At 73.0% G+C, this 16,360-nt stretch carries 14 protein-coding genes; 5 read left to right on the top strand and 9 right to left on the bottom strand.

All coding sequences use genetic code 11. From position 1 onward, the window contains the following. Positions 1-884 (top strand): inositol monophosphatase family protein (locus J1M37_RS10025; RefSeq protein ID WP_206452547.1); only part of this gene is annotated, 884 nt, incomplete at its 5' end. A gap of 67 nt (positions 885-951) precedes the next feature. Beyond that, positions 952-1,476: a pyridoxamine 5'-phosphate oxidase family protein gene (locus tag J1M37_RS10020; RefSeq protein WP_020621599.1), complete on the top strand. Its 525-nt coding sequence runs from the start codon at positions 952-954 to the stop codon at positions 1,474-1,476. A gap of 23 nt (positions 1,477-1,499) precedes the next feature. Here J1M37_RS10020 and J1M37_RS10015 read toward each other — a convergent pair whose 3' ends face one another. The 4 genes from J1M37_RS10015 to J1M37_RS10000 form a co-directional block, all read right to left on the bottom strand. Continuing rightward, positions 1,500-2,534: a dioxygenase family protein gene (locus tag J1M37_RS10015; RefSeq protein WP_044659026.1), complete on the bottom strand. Its 1,035-nt coding sequence runs from the start codon at positions 2,532-2,534 to the stop codon at positions 1,500-1,502. 275 nt (positions 2,535-2,809) lie between these two features. Next, positions 2,810-4,525, bottom strand: coding sequence for a thiamine pyrophosphate-binding protein (locus J1M37_RS10010; RefSeq protein ID WP_206452546.1), 1,716 nt, complete (start codon positions 4,523-4,525; stop codon positions 2,810-2,812). Beyond that, complete coding sequence (speB, locus tag J1M37_RS10005) at positions 4,522-5,538, bottom strand: agmatinase (protein WP_060774746.1); 1,017 nt, start codon at positions 5,536-5,538, stop codon at positions 4,522-4,524. Before speB ends, J1M37_RS10010 begins: the two co-directional genes overlap by 4 nt. Positions 5,539-5,623: 85 nt before the next feature. Then, complete coding sequence (locus J1M37_RS10000; protein ID WP_206452545.1) at positions 5,624-6,193, bottom strand: helix-turn-helix domain-containing protein; 570 nt, start codon at positions 6,191-6,193, stop codon at positions 5,624-5,626. 184 nt (positions 6,194-6,377) lie between these two features. Here J1M37_RS10000 and J1M37_RS09995 point away from each other — a divergent pair, with 184 nt between their 5' ends. Beyond that, a complete protein-coding gene (locus tag J1M37_RS09995; protein WP_206452544.1) occupies positions 6,378-7,886 on the top strand; it encodes a sodium:solute symporter in 1,509 nt (502 codons plus the stop codon). 206 nt (positions 7,887-8,092) lie between these two features. Further along, positions 8,093-9,286, top strand: coding sequence for an alcohol dehydrogenase catalytic domain-containing protein (locus J1M37_RS09990; protein ID WP_098093545.1), 1,194 nt, complete (start codon positions 8,093-8,095; stop codon positions 9,284-9,286). A gap of 75 nt (positions 9,287-9,361) precedes the next feature. On the opposite strand, the gene J1M37_RS09985 is transcribed toward J1M37_RS09990, so the two are convergent. Continuing rightward, complete coding sequence (locus tag J1M37_RS09985) at positions 9,362-9,685, bottom strand: DUF202 domain-containing protein (protein ID WP_036317009.1); 324 nt, start codon at positions 9,683-9,685, stop codon at positions 9,362-9,364. Positions 9,686-9,689: 4 nt separating this feature from the next. Continuing rightward, the gene (locus J1M37_RS09980) at positions 9,690-10,109 is read right to left on the bottom strand and encodes a YidH family protein (protein ID WP_129867221.1); all 420 of its coding nucleotides are present in this window, start codon (positions 10,107-10,109) and stop codon (positions 9,690-9,692) included. A 103-nt stretch (positions 10,110-10,212) separates the two neighbouring features. Between J1M37_RS09980 and J1M37_RS09975 the strand changes: the two genes are divergently transcribed. Then, a complete protein-coding gene (locus J1M37_RS09975) occupies positions 10,213-11,343 on the top strand; it encodes a VIT1/CCC1 transporter family protein (RefSeq protein ID WP_206452543.1) in 1,131 nt (376 codons plus the stop codon). Between the two features lie 124 nt (positions 11,344-11,467). Here J1M37_RS09975 and sucD read toward each other — a convergent pair whose 3' ends face one another. The 3 genes from sucD to pcrA form a co-directional block, all read right to left on the bottom strand. Next, positions 11,468-12,388: a succinate--CoA ligase subunit alpha gene (sucD, locus tag J1M37_RS09970; RefSeq protein WP_206452542.1), complete on the bottom strand. Its 921-nt coding sequence runs from the start codon at positions 12,386-12,388 to the stop codon at positions 11,468-11,470. A gap of 27 nt (positions 12,389-12,415) precedes the next feature. Then, the gene (gene sucC / locus J1M37_RS09965; protein WP_206452541.1) at positions 12,416-13,585 is read right to left on the bottom strand and encodes an ADP-forming succinate--CoA ligase subunit beta; all 1,170 of its coding nucleotides are present in this window, start codon (positions 13,583-13,585) and stop codon (positions 12,416-12,418) included. A 184-nt stretch (positions 13,586-13,769) separates the two neighbouring features. After that, positions 13,770-16,331, bottom strand: coding sequence for a DNA helicase PcrA (gene pcrA, locus J1M37_RS09960; RefSeq protein WP_206452540.1), 2,562 nt, complete (start codon positions 16,329-16,331; stop codon positions 13,770-13,772). Between the last annotated feature and the right edge of the window lie 29 nt (positions 16,332-16,360).

Below are 16,360 nucleotides of genomic sequence, written 5' to 3'. Positions count from 1 at the left end.
CCGCCGAGCTGCGCGCGATCGCCCTCGACGCCGCCCGCGCGGTCGTCGGCGACCTCGCCGCCGCCTTCCGCTCCCCCACCGCCATCGGGCCCGAGGCCAAGACCACGCACCACGACCTCGTCACCGTGCACGACCGACACACCGAGGCCCGGCTCGTCGCCGCGCTCACGACGGCGGTCCCCGGCTCCGGCGTGCTCGGCGAGGAGCTCGGGGCGCAGGCCGGCACCGGTGAGGCCGCCCGGCTGACCTGGATCGTCGACCCCATCGACGGCACCTCCAACTTCACACACGGCTTCGCGATGTTCTCGGTGTCCCTGGCCGCCGAGGTCGACGGCGAGGTGGTGGCCGGCGTCGTGCTGGACCCCGTGGGCCGGCTGGCGTTCTCCGCCGACGCGGACGGCGCCTACCTCACCCGCGGCGACGGGCCGGAGCGCCCGCTGGCCGAGGTCGGCCGGCCGGCGCCGGCCGGCGGCGAGCGCGCCCAGAACCTCGTGACCTCCTATCCGGCGGGCGAGGCGCTCGCGCGCGAGGGCGAGGACGCGCTGCGCCGCTTCGGGTGGCTCGTGACCGCCCACGCGACCGTGCGCCGCACCGTCTCCGGCGCCCTCGAGCTCGCCCACACGGCGGCGGGCTGGGCCGACGCCGCGCTGTACGTGGACACCAAGCCCTGGGACGTCGCGGCGGGGCAGCTGATCCTGCGCCGCGCCGGGGGCAGGTGGCTCACGCCGGACCCGGCCGCGCCGTCGTCGGGCCGGCTCGTCGACGACGGCCCGCGCGCCCACACGTGCCCGTTCGCGCTCGCCGTCGCCCCGGGCCGCGAGGCGCCGACGACGGCGGCGGTGCTGGGTGACATCGTCGCCTCGCGGGCGACCGACCATGTATAGAGTGGATGTGAGCCCGATCTCAGCGCCGCGCCCGACGGCGCCCGTCCCGGCATGCCAGGAGGCCCCGATGACCCAGCAGCACCATGACACCGACGACGCCCCGTCGATGCAGCGCCCCGATCCGGTCGCGGAGCCCGGGGACCACCTGATGTTCGAGCACCCGGACGGCGAGGCCGTCCTGGTGCTGGACGAGGACCAGGTCTGGCGACTGCTGGGCCGCGTGGGCCACGCGCGCCTCGGGCTGGCCGTGGACGGGCGGCCGGACATCGTGCCGGTGAACGTGCGGGCCCACGACGGCGCCATCTACTTCCGCACCGCGCCCGGCTCGAAGCTCGCCGAGCTCACGGTGAACCCGCGCGTCGTGGTGCAGGCCGACGGGATCCTGGCCGACCAGGCCTGGTCCGTGCTCGTGCACGGCACCGCGCGCCGCCTGGACACGGAGGCGGAGATCGCGGAGGCCGAGTCCCTCGGCATCGAACCGTGGGTGCCGACGCTCAAGGACTTCTACGTCCGCGTGGACGTCCAGCGCGTGTCCGGCCGCCACTTCGTGTTCGGCCCGCACCCCGAGCGCAACGAGTCCCAGACCGACTGACCCGGTGACCGGGCCGGGAAGGCTCAGGGCTGCGCCGGGGGCTGGCCGCCCTCGCCGCCCGCCGGGGGCTGGCCACCGCCGGGCCCGCCCATCCCGCCCTGCTCCTGCTCAGTGGTGGTGTCGATCGGGACGTCGATGGTGATGGCGAAGCCCTTCTCCACGGAGCCCGTGATCTGCGGCAGCTGCGTCTCGTAGCCGTCCGAGAAGACGTTGTCCGTCTCGAGGCTGACGTCGGCGAAGTTCTCCGTGGACCCGTCGTAGGCCGAGGTGGCGTAGACCTGCGCGGACTGCTCCTCGGGCATGGCGATCTGGGAGGTGAGGACGTTGTTCGTCGCGTCCGTGATGGACGCCTTGTCCGGGAACACCTCGAAGTGCAGGTGGGGCCACCGGCCGTCGTAGCAGCCGGGCCACACCGTGGTGAAGGTGACCGTGCCGTCGTCGCCCACCACCTGGACGCCGCGCAGGTAGGTCTCCTCCGTGATGCCGTCCGAGTACATCGAGTAGCGGCCCTGCGCGTCGGCGTGCCAGAGGTACACGGCGGCGCCGGTCATGGCGGCGTCGCCGTTGGCCATGTCGATCACGTTCATCGTCACCCTCAGCGGGACGCCCTCGGCGGCGGTGCCCGTGTCGATGCTCGTGGTCAGGTCGGAACGTTCGATGCCGGACGCGTCGAGCACGTCCGGGCCGTTGGAGCCGCCGCCCGGGTACGGGCGTGCGTTCTCGGTGACCATCTCGGTCAGGGTGGCGGACGGCGAGGCGCTCGCCGCCGACGAGGAGGAGGCCGCGGGTGACGAGGAGCCGGCGCTCGCCGACGTCGAGCCGGAGGAGGACGAGGCGCCCTCCTGGACACCGCACGCGGCGAGGACGAGGGCTCCCGCCCCCGCGCCGAAGATGCCCAGCGCGTTGCGGCGGGAGACGAGCGTGCCGACGTCGAAGGCGGCGCCCTGGTCCTCGACGTCCTCGGCCGGGCGGTGGAAGGCCCGGCCCTCGAAGGTGGGCGTGACGGCGGGGGCCTCGCCTCCCTCGGAGACCTGGGGGAAGGGACGGCGGGAGCGGATCGAGAGCCAGGGGCCATGGAGTTCCTCTCGTGGGGCGCCCGCCGGGTGGCGGACCGCGTCGAGAGGCCAGCATGGCAACGGATGCCGGACGTTTTCGTGAGATCGGCGGGATGGTTCCAGGACATCTCCTGGGCGGTTTCTGACACGGGCGGGACCGCCGGCGCCTCGGTCGACGCCTCAACTACCTGCCGGTCCAGCTCCGTTGCTGAAACATGCACCTGGAAAGGTGGCGCACACTCTCAGGGTCGAGTCAGCGATTCCGGCGCCGGGCCGCGTCAGACCTCCGGGGCCTCCCCCAGGTGGCTCGGCGCCCACATCGCCAGGCGGGTCTGCACCACGACGACGTTCGGCCCGTCCGCCTGGAACGCGCGCTCGAGCGCGCCGCGCACGTCCTCCACTCCCACCGTCTCGGCGGGCACGCCGAAGGAGGCGGCGAGGGCCTGGAAGTCCGGCCGGTCGAGCTCGGTGGCCGTGGCCTTGCCGAACGCGCCCTCCATGTACTCGCGCAGGATGCCGTACCCGCCGTCGTCGATGATCAGCCACGTCACCGCCGCGCCGTGCTGCCGGGCGGCCGCGAGCTCGGCGAGGGAGTACATCGCCGAGCCGTCGCCGGCGACGGCGAGCACGCGCCCGTCGATCCCGGCGCGGCCCTGGTGGGCCAGGCCCACCGCGCCGCCGAACGCGGCCGGGAACCCGTAGCCGAGCCCCCCGGCACCCTGCGCCGAGTGGAACTCGCCGTCCTGCGCGTCCCAGCAGTTCCACGCCCAGTAGGCGGCGATGGTCATGTCCCAGTACGTCTGCATGGTCGACGGGACGGCGGCGCGGATGTCCGCCAGGAGCCGGCGCTCCACGCCGAGGTCCTGGGCGTCGAGGCGGGCGGTGATGCGCGCGTTGACGTCGGCGACCACCTCGGCCGGGGTGCGGCCGTGCCAGACGGCGGCGTCCTGCGCCACCGAGCCCGACTCGCGCAGCGCCGCGGCGAGCGCCTCGAGCGCCTGGCCGGCGTCGGCGCGCACACCCAGCGTGGGGTGGTTGGTCTCCAGCACGCGCGGCTCCGCGTCCACCTGGATGAGGCGGCCGCGCGGCTCGAGCGTGAAGTAGTTCGAGGTGACCTCGCCGAGCGAGGAGCCGACCACGAGCAGCACCTCCGCGTCCTCGAGCAGGTCTGTGACGAGGCGGTCCTCCACCCAGCCGCCGAGGCTGAGCGGGTGCTCCCACGGGAAGGCGGTGTTGCCGCCCGGCGAGCAGACCACGGGTGCCTGGAGCAGCTCCGCGACCTCCCGCAGGCTCTCCATCGCGGCCCGGCCGGAGCGGCGCACACCGCCGCCGGCCACGATCGCCACCCGCCCGGCCCCGCGCAGCCAGCGTGCGGACTCGGCCACGAGCTCGGCGCGCGGCGGGTGGTCGTAGGGCACGGCCAGGGCGTCCTCGACCGGGGGCACCATGACCTCGCCGAGCAGCACGTCCTGCGGGATCTCGACCCACACCGGCCCCTGCGGCACGGTGATGGCCTCGGCCCACGCGTCCTGGATGGCGGACGGGATGCCCGAGGCGTGGTGGACCGTGAACTGGGCCTTGGTGACGTTGCGGGCCGAGGCCTTCTGGTCGTCCAGCTGGTGCAGCATGCCCTTGCGCCGGGCGCCGAGCCCGGACAGCGGGATCTGCGAGGCGACCACGAGCATCGGCACGCCCGTGGCGTACGCCTCCTGCAGGCCGGCCAGTGAGGTGAGGGCGCCCGGGCCGGTGGAGAGGAACAGGACGCCGACCTCGCCGGTGGCCCGGGCGTATCCGTCCGCGGCGAAGGCGGCGTTGTTCTCCACGCGGTTCGAGACGAACTCCAGCGGGGAGCGGGACAGGGCGTCGAAGAGGCCGAGGGCGTGTTGGCCCGGGATGCCGAAGACCGTCCGTGCGCCCAGGGCGTGGAGCGTCTCGACGGCGAGGTCGCCGCCGTTGCGCCGCGGGGCCGCCGTCGTCGTCTGCTCGTCGCTCATCGGGCCGACTCCTCACCGGCGGCCGCGCGGGTGGCGCGGCGGTCGGCCATCAGGGAGATGAGGTCGTAGGCCACGTGGGAGGCGGCGACGCCGGTCAGCTCGGCGTGGTCGTAGGCCGGGGCCACCTCCACCAGGTCCGCGCCCACGATGTCCAGCCCGCGCAGGCCGCGGAGGATCTCGAGCAGCTCGCGGCTCGTGATGCCGCCGGCCTCGGGGGTGCCCGTGCCCGGCGCGTGCGCGGGGTCGAGGACGTCGATGTCCACCGAGATGTAGAGCGGCCGGCCCCCGATGCGCTGGCGCAGCTGGTCCACGATCTCGTCGACGCCCTGACGGAACACGTCCGAGGAGGTGACGATGCCGAAGCCCATGCGGTGGTCGTCGTCGAGGTCCTTCTTGCCGTAGAGCGGGCCGCGGGTGCCCACATGCGAGATGGCCTCGGTGTCCAGGATCCCCTCCTCCACGGCGCGGCGGAACGGCGTGCCGTGGGTGTACTCGGCGCCGAAGTAGGTGTCCCACGTGTCCAGGTGGGCGTCGAAGTGCAGCAGGGCCACGGGCTCACCCGCCCGGGCGGAGGCGGCGCGCAGCAGCGGCAGCGCGATGGTGTGGTCGCCGCCGATGGTCATGAGCGAGGAGCCGTCCTCGGTGAGGTCCATCGCGTCCTGCTGGATCGCCTCGATGGCCTCGCCGATGGTGAACGGGTTCACCGCCATGTCCCCGGCGTCCACCACCTGGGCCTGCGCGAAGGGCGAGGTGTCCGTGGCGGGGTTGTACGGGCGCAGCAGCCGCGAGGACTGCCGGACGTGGCCGGACCCGAAGCGTGCACCGGGGCGGTAGGAGACGCCGGCGTCGAACGGCACGCCGACCACCTTGATCTCCGGGGCGACGCCGGCCGCGGCCGCCTCGTCCAGGCGCGGCAGCAGCGCGTAGGTGGGGGCGCCGCCGTAGCGGGGCACGAGGGCGGAGTTCACGGGGCCGAGGCGGCCGTTGTCCTCGACGCGGGGGATCTCGAGCATCTGGTATGTCCTCTCTGAGCGGTTCGGTTCGGTTCGGTTCGGTCTGGTCGGTCTGGTCTGTCCGGTGCGGGCGTGCCGCACGGGGTCACGCGTGGCCCACGAGGGTCCACAGCACGACGGCGGGGCGGTCGTCCGGATTGGCCCACGAGTGAGGCTCGCGGCCGGGGAGGGTGACGGTGTCCCCCTCCTCCAACAGGTGCACGGCCTCGGTGGTCCGCAGCTCGAGGCGGCCGGTGACCACGTGCACCGCCTCCACGCGGCAGTCCACGGTGTACAGCTCCGCCTCCCCGCGGCCGTGCGGCGCGATGTCAGCACGCAGGATCTGCAGGTCGCGACTGCCGCGCGGGGTGATCAGGCGCTCGCGGATGCCATCGCCGCCGAGGCTGACCGCGGGGGCGTCGGCGAGGCGCACGACCGTCACCTCGGGCGCGTCCAGGACGTCGCCCGGGCTCGCGCCGAGCACCTGGCACAGGGTCACGAGCGTGCTCACGGACGGGCTCGTCAGGTCCCGCTCGAGGCGGGAGAGGAATCCCTTGCTGACGCCGGCCGCCTCGGCCAGCTGGGCCACGGTGAGCCGCCGGGCCTCGCGCAGCGCGCGCAGCCGGAGGCCGATCAGCGCCTGGCCCGGCGCGGTCTCGAGCGGGAGGGCCTTCATCGCGTTCCTCCCGACGTCGGCCAGGCGACATCGCCGATGTCCCCCTGGACGACATGTTGTCTGATAAGCAACATGTGTTTACCGTAGACCCGGTTCGTGTGATCGGCAACACGCCGATCACTCCTGTCCCGCCGCGGCGCCCCCGCATCCGGCGCCCCGGATCCCCTCGCCCCAAGGACCGCCCGTGACCCTCAACCTGACCATCGTCGCCGTTTACCTGGTCGGCATGCTCGCCTTCGGCTGGTGGGGCAAGGCCCGCGCCGCCAGCTCGGAGGACTACCTCGTGGCGGGCCGCCGTCTCGGGCCGGTGCTGTTCACCGGCACCATGGCCGCCGTCGTGCTCGGCGGCGCCGCCACCGTGGGCGGCGTCGGCCTGGGGTACGAGTTCGGGCTCTCCGGCGCGTGGCTCGTGGCCGCCATCGGCGTCGGCGTGCTCATCCTGTCGGTGGCGTTCGCCCCGATCCTGGCCCGCCTGAAGATCTACACCGTCTCGCAGATGCTGCGCCTGCGGTACGGCCGCGGCGGGGCCTCGCACGCCTCCTCCTTCGTGATGCTCGCCTACACGCTCATGCTCGCCGCCACCTCCACGGGCGCCTACGCGTCGATCTTCGTGGTGCTCTTCGGCTGGGACCGCTGGCTGTCCGTCCTGGTGGGCGGCGGCATCGTGCTGGCCTACTCCGTGCTCGGCGGCATGTGGTCCATCACCCTGGCCGACATGGCCCAGTTCCTCATCATGACCATCGGCCTGTTCGCCCTCATGCTCCCCCTCTCCCTGGCCAAGGCCGGCGGCTGGAGCGCCATGCAGGAGCGCCTGGGCGCCGAGTTCTTCAGCTGGGACGGGATCGGCGTGCAGTCGATCGTCACCTACTTCGTGATCTACACCCTCGGCCTGCTGATCGGCCAGGACGTCTGGCAGCGCGTGTTCACGGCCCGCTCCCCCCGCGTGGCGCAGATCGGCGGCGCCACCGCGGGCCTGTACTGCATCGTGTACGGCGTCGCGGGCGCCGTGATCGGCATGGCCGCCCGCACGGTCACCGCGGACATCGCCACCCAGGACGACGTGTTCGCGTGGGTCGCCCAGAACCTGCTGCCCGTCGGCGTCGGCGGCGTGGCCCTGGCGGCCGCCGTTGCGGCCATGATGTCCACCGCCTCGGGCGCGATCATCGCGGCCTCGACCGTGATGCGCACCGACATCCTCCCGATCCTCCGCGGCGAGGCCACCGCCGCCGAGGACGGCGCCGTCGCCGAGGACGCGGCCACGGAGACCGCGGCGGAGCTCGCCTCGAACCGCGGCTGGGTGCTGCTGCTCGGCGCCGTCGTGCTGGGGCTGGCGATCGTCGTCCCGGACGTGGTGGCGGCCCTGACCATCGCGTACGACATCCTCGTGGGCGGCCTGTTCGTCGCGATCGTCGGCGGCCTCGTGTGGAAGCGCGGCACCGGCACGGCGGCCCTGTGGTCCATGGTGGTCGGGACGGTGGGCACCCTCGGCACCATGGGCTGGCTCGAGCTGAACGCGGCCGAGCCCTTCGAGGGCGTCTTCGCGAACGAGCCAATCTACGTCGGCCTGGCCGCCTCCGCCGTCGTGTACGTCCTCCTCAGCCTGATGACCCGGCCCACCGACCCCGCGGTCCTCGAGGCCTGGCGGGTGCGCTCCCGCCACGGCGTCGACCCCGCGGTCCGAGCGCAGGTCTGACCCACGCTCCCGGGGCCTGTGATCCTCCGACGCCCACACGATGGCCGAGGCCACGTGGTGCGGCGGGCGGCGGCGGGCGACCCTTCCCGCGGGCTCCCCCCGGCCCCTAGTGTCTCCGTACAGCCTGAGACCGGGACTCCCCCTCGGGTTCGCCCCGTCTCTCGCCCCACCTGGGGCCTCGCTGGAGACAGAAAGGCAACAGTTTCATGACCACCAAGAACCGCGCCGTGGCATTCCACGGCATCAAGGACGTGCGCGTCGACGAGCTGGACTTCCCCAAGCTGGAGATGCCCGACGGCTCCGCCGCCCCGCACGGTGTCATCCTCAAGATCATCGCGACCAACATCTGCGGCAGCGACCTGCACATCTACCGCGGGTCCTTCCCCGCCCCCGAGGGCATGGTGCTGGGTCACGAGATGACCGGCCAGGTGCTGGAGGTCGGCAGCGACGTCCAGTTCCTGCAGGAGGGCGACCTCGTCTCCGTGCCGTTCAACGTGGCCTGCGGCCGTTGCCGCAACTGCCGCGCCGGCCGGACCGAGATCTGCGAGACCGCCAACCCGGACCAGGCCTGCGCCGCCTACGGCTTCAATCTGGGCGGCTTCCAGGGCGGGCAGGCCGAGTACCTGTTCGTGCCGTACGCCGACTTCCAGCTGCTGCGCTTCCCGGACCAGGAGCAGGCGATGGAGAAGATCCTGGATCTGACCGTGCTCTCGGACATCCTCCCGACGGCGTTCCACGGCCTCGTGGAGGCCGGCGCCAAGCCCGGCTCCACCGTCTACATCGCCGGTGCCGGCCCCGTGGGCCGGTGCGCCGCGGCCGCCGCTCGGCTGCTGGGCGCCTCGTGCATCATCGTGGGCGACCAGGACGCCTCGCGGCTGGAGCTGGTGCGCAAGCACGGCTGCGAGACCATCGACCTCTCCACCACGGAGAACCTGCAGGACGCCGTGAACGACATCCTCGGCGAGCCGATGGTGGACTGCGCGGTGGACTGCGTCGGCTCCGAGGCCCACGGCCTGGGCTCCGCGTCCGATGAGATGCAGCCGATCGCCGCCGTGAACCAGGTCCTGGACATCACCCGTCCGGGCGGCGCCACGGGCATCATCGGCATCTACGGGCCGGACCCGATCGCGGAGACGAAGGCCGAGCAGGAGGGCACCTTCCCGGTGGACTTCGGCAAGGCCTGGATCAAGTCGCCCCACATCATCGGCGGCCAGGCGCCCGTCATGCGCTACAACCGCCAGCTGATGATGTCGATCCTGTGGGATCGGATGCCGTACCTGACGGAGATGGTCAACCCGCGCGTGATCAGCCTGGACGAGGCACCGCAGGCCTATGCGGAGTTCGACCAGGGCTCCCTGGAGAAGTTCGTCATCGACCCCCACGGCATGATCGCCCGCTGAGCGGTCCGCCTCTGCAGGCACGACGGCGCCCCTCACCTGCCCGCGCAGGTCAGGGGCGCCGTCGTCGTCCGCGGATCAGGCCGCGTGCAGCAGCGTGGCGGTGATCCCGAGGGCCGCCAAGCCCACCACCAGCGCGACCATGCAGGCCACCGACGCCAGGGCCGGCCGGGCCTGCTCCCGCGCGATCCCGTCCGCCTGCGCCACGTAGCGCCGGCGCTGCGTGGCCAGCACCGCCGCCCCGCCGACGGCCGCCACCACCGCAGGCCCGAACGCCCAGGCGCCGACGGCCGGCCACCACCTCAGGAACGTGAGGCTGAGGACGCCCAGCGCCAGGACCGTGCGGCCCCAGCTCATCACGGTGCGCTCGGGCTGCAGCCCCGGGTCGTGATGCAGGCGCATCGTCTCAGCCCCGCGGCAGGACGACGGCGGCCAGCAGCACCACGACGGCCAGCACGACGCCCCCCGCCAGGACCGGGACGATCAGCGGCAGCGGCAGCGGACGGCCGTGGCGCATCGCCCGCTCCACCCGGAGCCAGCGCGCACCCGCGCCCAGGGCGAGCAGCGCCGCCAGGACGAGCAGCACCGTGCTCAGCACCACCCGGACCGGCGGCGCGAAGAGGGCGCCGGTGAACGCCTCCACCGCGACCCCGCCGGCCAGCAGCGCCAGTGCCGTCCGGACCCAGGCCAGGAACGTGCGCTCGTTGGCGAGCGTGAACCGGGGGTCCGGCTCCTCCCCGCCCGCCAGGAGGCGGCGCTGCCAGGCCGGCCGGCCGCCGTCGTGGGCGGCGGTCTCGGGGCCGTCGGGGGTCTCTGCTGCGTCCATGCGGCCATGGTAGCGACGGCGTAGACTGGCCGGTCGGGCGCGCCCGGCCGCCGTGGTCCGCGGCGGCGGCGCCCGTCTCCGCCTGCCCATCCGATGGAGCCCCATGAGCCCCGCCCACACCGCCACTCCTGCGGCACGCCCCGAGCCGACCCGCGAACAGGTCCGACGCTGGCGCCGCTACCTCGCCGACGAGATCGCCGAGGGCCAGATCTACCGCGACATCGCCGCTCGCAAGGACGGCGTGGAGCGCGACATCCTGCTCGGCCTCGCCGAGGCCGAGCGCCGCCACGAACAGCACTGGCGGGCCCTCCTGGGCGAGCACGCCGAGAACCCGCCGCGCCCCTCCCTGCACCGCATCCTGCTGCGCTGGCTCGCGCGGATCTTCGGCTCCGTGTTCGTGCTGGCCCTGGCCCAGCGCGCCGAGTCGGACACTCCCTACGCGGAGGACCAGGACGCCCCCGAGGGCATGGTGGCGGACGAGGCCATCCACGAGGAGGTCGTGCGCGGCCTCGCCGCCCGGGGTCGCGAGCAGCTGGCCGGCAACTTCCGCGCCGCCGTCTTCGGCATGAACGACGGGCTGGTCTCCAACCTGGCGCTCGTGATGGGCATCGGCGCGACGGGCGTGGCGCCGTCCGTGGTGCTGTTCACCGGCGTGGCCGGCCTGCTGGCGGGCGCGCTGTCCATGGCGGCCGGCGAGTACGTCTCGGTGCGGTCCCAGCGGGAGCTGCTCGAGGCCTCCTCCCCCACCCAGATCACCCTCGAGGCGGCCCAGCACCTGGACCTGGACCACAACGAGCTCAAGCTCGTCTACCTGGCCCGCGGCATGACGCCCGAGGACGCCGAGCACCGCGCGCTCGAGCGCCTCGGCTATCTCACGTGCGACTGCAACCCGCAGTTCTCCGCCCGTCCCGACGGCTCCCAGGGGCCGGTGGACCACTCGGACTCCTTCGCGGAGATCGGCTCGGCGTGGAGCGCCTCCCTGTCCAGCTTCGCGTTCTTCGCCTCCGGCGCGCTCGTCCCGATCCTGCCGTACATCTTCGGCATGTCCGGGCCGTGGGCCCTGGGCCTGGCGGCGGCGATGGTGGGCGCGGCCCTGCTCTTCACCGGCGGTGTGGTCGGACTGCTGTCCGGCTCCTCACCGCTGGCCCGGGGCCTGCGCCAGCTCGCGATCGGCTACGGCGCCGCTGCCGTGACGTACGTGCTCGGCCTGCTCTTCGGCGCGAACGTGGGCTGACGGGCGTCCACCGCCTGCACCGCCCTGCACAGCACACGGCCCCTGCCCCTCAGGACGAGGGACAGGGGCCGTGGTGCATCCGCCTGCCGGTGCGGAGCGCCGGCGGGCGCCCCGCACCGCGGGATCAGGCCTGGGCCTGCAGGATCTCCCGCATGAGCTGGGCGGTCTCGGACGGCGTCTTGCCGACCTTCACGCCCGCGGCCTCGAGGGCCTCCTTCTTGGCCTGCGCGGTGCCGGCGGAGCCGGAGACGATGGCGCCGGCGTGGCCCATGGTCTTGCCCTCCGGGGCGGTGAAGCCGGCCACGTAGCCGACGACCGGCTTGGTGACGTGGGCCTTGATGAACTCGGCCGCACGCTCCTCGGCGTCGCCGCCGATCTCACCGATCATCACGATGGCCTGGGTGTCCGGGTCGGCCTCGAAGGCCTCGAGGGCGTCGATGTGGGTGGTGCCGATGACCGGGTCGCCGCCGATGCCGATGGCGGTGGAGAAGCCGAAGTCACGCAGCTCGTACATCATCTGGTAGGTCAGCGTGCCGGACTTGGACACGAGGCCGATGGGGCCGGAGCCGGTGATGGTGGCCGGGGTGATGCCGGCCAGGGCCTCGCCCGGGGTGATGATGCCGGGGCAGTTCGGGCCGATGATGCGGGTCTTCGGCTTGCCGTCCTCGCCGGTCTTCGACTGCGACAGGGCGAAGAACTCCGCGGAGTCCTGCACCGGGATGCCCTCGGTGATGACCACGAGCAGCGGGATCTCGGCCTCGATGGCCTCGATGGCGGCGTCCTTGGCGAAGGCCGGCGGCACGAAGGCGACGGACACGTCCGCGCCGGTCTTCTCCATGGCCTCCGTGACGGTGCCGAAGACGGGCAGCTCGACGGCGTTGCCGTCCTTGTCCTCGTGGGACACGGTGGTGCCGGCCTTGCGGGCGTTCACGCCGCCCACGATGTTCGTGCCGGCCTTGAGCATGAGGCGGGTGTGCTTGGTGCCCTCACCGCCGGTGATGCCCTGGACGATGACCTTGGAGTCCTTGTTCAGGTAGATCGACATAGCTGTTTCCTCAGTCTTTCCGAACGGTCAGTTCGCGGAGTGGGCGAGCTCGGCAGCCTTGTCGGCGCCCTCGTCCATGGTGGCGGCCAGGGTGACGAGCGGGTGGTTCGCCTCCTGCAGGATGCGGCGGCCCTCCTCCACGGCATTGCCGTCCAGGCGCACGACCAGCGGCTTGGTGGCGGTGTCACCCAGGATCTCGAGGGCCTTGACGATGCCGTTCGCGACCTGGTCGCACGCGGTGATGCCGCCGAAGACGTTCACGAACACGGACTTGACCTGCTCGTCGCCCAGGATGACGTCGAGGCCGTTGGCCATGACCTCGGCGTTGGCGCCGCCGCCGATGTCCAGGAAGTTGGCCGGCTTCACGCCGCCGTGCTGCTCGCCGGCGTACGCGACGACGTCGAGGGTTGACATCACGAGGCCGGCGCCGTTGCCGATCACGCCGACCTGGCCGTCCAGCTTCACGTAGTTGAGGCCGTTGGCCTTGGCCTTGGCCTCCAGCGGGTCCTCGGTGCGCTCGTCGACGAGGGCGGCGTGGCCCTCGTGGCGGAACGCCGCGTTGTCGTCGAGGGAGACCTTGCCGTCCAGGGCGAGGATCGTGCCGTCGCCGGTCTTCACCAGCGGGTTCACCTCGACGAGGGTGGCGTCCTCCTTCTCGAAGACCTCCCAGAGCTTCTGGATGACCTCGGCGACGTCGGCGCGCAGCTCCTCGGGGAAGCCCGCCTCGGCGACGATCTTCTGCGCGGTCTCGGCGTCGATACCGGTCAGCGCGGACACGGGCACCTTGGCCAGGGCCTCGGGGCGCTCCTCGGCGAGCTGCTCGATCTCCATGCCGCCCTCGACCGAGCACATGGCCAGGTAGGTGCGGTTCGCGCGGTCCAGCAGCAGGGAGAAGTAGTACTCCTCGGCGATGTCGGCGCCCTGGGCGATCATGACCTGATGCACGGTGTGGCCCTTGATGTCCATCCCCAGGATGGCCTTGGCGTGCTCGTAGGCCTCGTCGGCCGTCTTGGCGACCTTCACGCCGCCGGCCTTGCCGCGGCCGCCGACCTTCACCTGTGCCTTGACGACGGTGACGCCGCCGATCTTCTCCGCGGCCGCCTTGGCCTCGTCCGGGGTCTGCGCAACGATGCCGGCCAGCACGGGGACGCCGTGCGCCTCGAACAGATCGCGCGCCTGGTACTCATACAGGTCCACGGTGGTGTGTCCTTCTTGGTCGAAGACAGGGTCTGCCGGCCTCGCCCGCGGGCGCGGCCGACGTCGACGCCCCCTCCGTGGCCGGGCCGGGCACGGGGGCACAGCAGGGCGGCGGACGGCGGCGTTCCACGGCTCACTCTAGTCCACACCCCGGAGAGACCGGGGGGTCGGCGGGCCGGTCCTGTCAGCCCTCGACCTTCGTCAGCGGGGCGTAGCGCAGCAGCAGCCGCTTCTGCGCCCCGGTGACGTCGAAAGTGACGGTCGCGACGGTCTTGTCCCCGGCGCCCGCGACGGCGTCCACGCGCCCCTCGCCGAACGTGGCGTGGGAGACGCGGTCGCCCGGGCTGAGCGCCGCGATCTCCTTCTGCGGCTGCACCCGGCTCGGTGCCTTCCCGCGCACCACGCCGGAGGGCACCGTGAGGTCCGCCGGCTCGTCCCCGCGGGTGAGGCGCTGGGGCCGCGCGCCGTCGTCGTCCCGGGACCGCCAGGCCGGCCGGCCGCCCCCGAACCGCCCCGCGTAGCGCGAGGTGCCGGCGCCGGTCAGGCTCAACGACCCGGCCGAGCGCGTGGTGCCCTCCCGCTCCCAGTCGATGAGCGTCTCCGGGATCTCCCCGAGGAACTGGCTGGGCGGGTTGAACTGGTGCTGGCCCCACAGCGAACGCGCCTCGGCGCGCGTGAGGAACAGGCGACGGCGGGCGCGCGTCAGGCCCACGTAGGCCAGACGACGCTCCTCCGCGAGCTCCTTCTCGTCCGTCATCGAGCGGGCGTGCGGGAACACCCCGTGCTCCATGCCCGTCAGGAACACCACGGGGAACTCGAGGCCCTTGGCGGTGTGCAGCGTCATGAGCGTGACCTGGCCCTGCTGCTCCGCGAGCGCCTCGCCCTCCACGTCCGGGGCCGTGGGCAGCTGGTCTGCGTCCGCCACGAGCGCGACCTGCTCGAGGAAGTCGGACAGGGTGCCGTCCGGGTGCGTCGTCTCGAAGGAGCGGACGACGGCGACGAGCTCGCCGAGGTTGTCCGCGCGGGACTCGTCCTGCAGGTCCTCGGACTCGCGGAGGGCGGCCAGCATGCCGGACTGCTCGAGGACGGCCTCCAGGACGGTGGCCGGGCCGGCGGACTCGGCGACCTGGCCGAGGTCGTCCATCATCTGCACGAAGCCGCGGACGGCCTTGAGCGAGCGGGCGGCCATGCCGGGGGCGTTCTCGGCGTCGCGCAGGGCCGCGGAGAACGTGGAGCGGTTGCGCTCGGCCCAGGCGGCGATGGCGCCCTCGGCCCGGTCCCCGATGCCCCGCTTGGGCTCGTTGAGGATGCGGCGCACGTTGACGTCGTCGTCGGGGTTGACGATCACCCGCAGGTAGGCGAGCGCGTCCTTGATCTCCTTGCGGTCGTAGAAGCGCGTGCCGCCGATGACGCGGTACGGGATGCCGCGCGTCACCAGCCGCTCCTCGAGCGCACGGGACTGCGCGTTGGTCCGGTAGAACACGGCGACGTCGGCCGGGCGGATCCCGTCCTCGTCCTGCAGCCGGTCGATGGTGGTGGCGATCCACTCCGCCTCGGCGGACTCGTTCTCCGCGGCGTAGCCGACGATCGCCGGGCCCTCCCCCTCGGCCGTCCACAGGCGCTTGGGACGGCGGTCCGGGTTGCGCTCGATCACCGCGTTGGCGGCGTCCAGGATGGTCTGCGTGGAGCGGTAGTTCTGCTCGAGCTTGATGGTGACGGCGTCCGTGAAGTCCTGCTCGAACTCGACGATGTTGCGGATGTCCGCGCCGCGGAACGCGTAGATGGACTGGTCCGAGTCGCCGACGACGGTCAGCTCGCCGCCGGGGGTCTCCACGCCCTCGGGGTCGCCCGCCGGGCCGGCGAGGAGCCGGATCAGGCGGTACTGGGCGTGGTTGGTGTCCTGGTACTCGTCCACGAGGACGTGGCGGAACCGGCGGCGGTAGTTGTCCAGCACGCGCGGGAACGCCTCGAACATGTGGACCGTCATGCCGATCAGGTCGTCGAAGTCCAGGGCGTTGGCCTGGCGCAGGCGGGCCGTGTAGTCCCGGTAGACGGCGGCGACGGCGCGGCCCCACGGGTCCCCCTCGGCCACGGTGGCGGCGTAGTCGTCCGCCTCCACGAGCTCGTTCTTCAGGGAGCTGATGCGGTTCAGCAGGGCCTTGGGCGCGAAGCGCTTCGGGTCCAGCTCGTGCTGCTTGGCGACGGTGGTGACCAGGCGCAGGCTGTCCGCCGAGTCGTAGATGGTGAACGTGGACTTCAGCCCGATGTTGGCGGCCTCGTTGCGCAGCAGCCGCACGGCGGAGGAGTGGAACGTGGAGATCCACATCCGCTGGGCGGTGGGACCGATCAGACCGGCCACGCGCTCGCGCATCTCCGCGGCGGCCTTGTTCGTGAAGGTGATGGCGAGGATCTCGTGCGGCCGCGCCCGTCCGGTGGCGAGCAGCCACGCGATGCGGTGGGTCAGCACCCGGGTCTTGCCCGAGCCGGCGCCCGCCACGATCAGCAGCGGCGCCCCCGTGTGGGTCACCGCGGCTGCCTGCTGCGGGTTGAGCCCCGCCACGAGCGACTCGGGAGTGTGCGTCGGCGCGGCCGGCCGGGCGTCCTGGCCCCAGGCCTCGGGGTCCGCGGCCGCGCGCGTGACGGCCGGGGGCACGAGCCCGGGCAGGGCGGTCTCCGGGTCCGCGGGGCGGCGGGTCCGGTCGAGGTTCAGGGGCGTGCGTCCGAGCGCGGAGAAGAGGTCAGCCATGGCGGATCCAGTCTAGGCGGGGCTCCGGA

This window comes from Micrococcus sp. KRD012 (assembly GCF_017168555.1).
Taxonomy (GTDB): domain Bacteria; phylum Actinomycetota; class Actinomycetes; order Actinomycetales; family Micrococcaceae; genus Micrococcus; species Micrococcus luteus.
The sequence above is the reverse complement of the archived record's forward strand: the minus strand, read 5'-3'. Positions and strand labels throughout refer to the sequence as shown.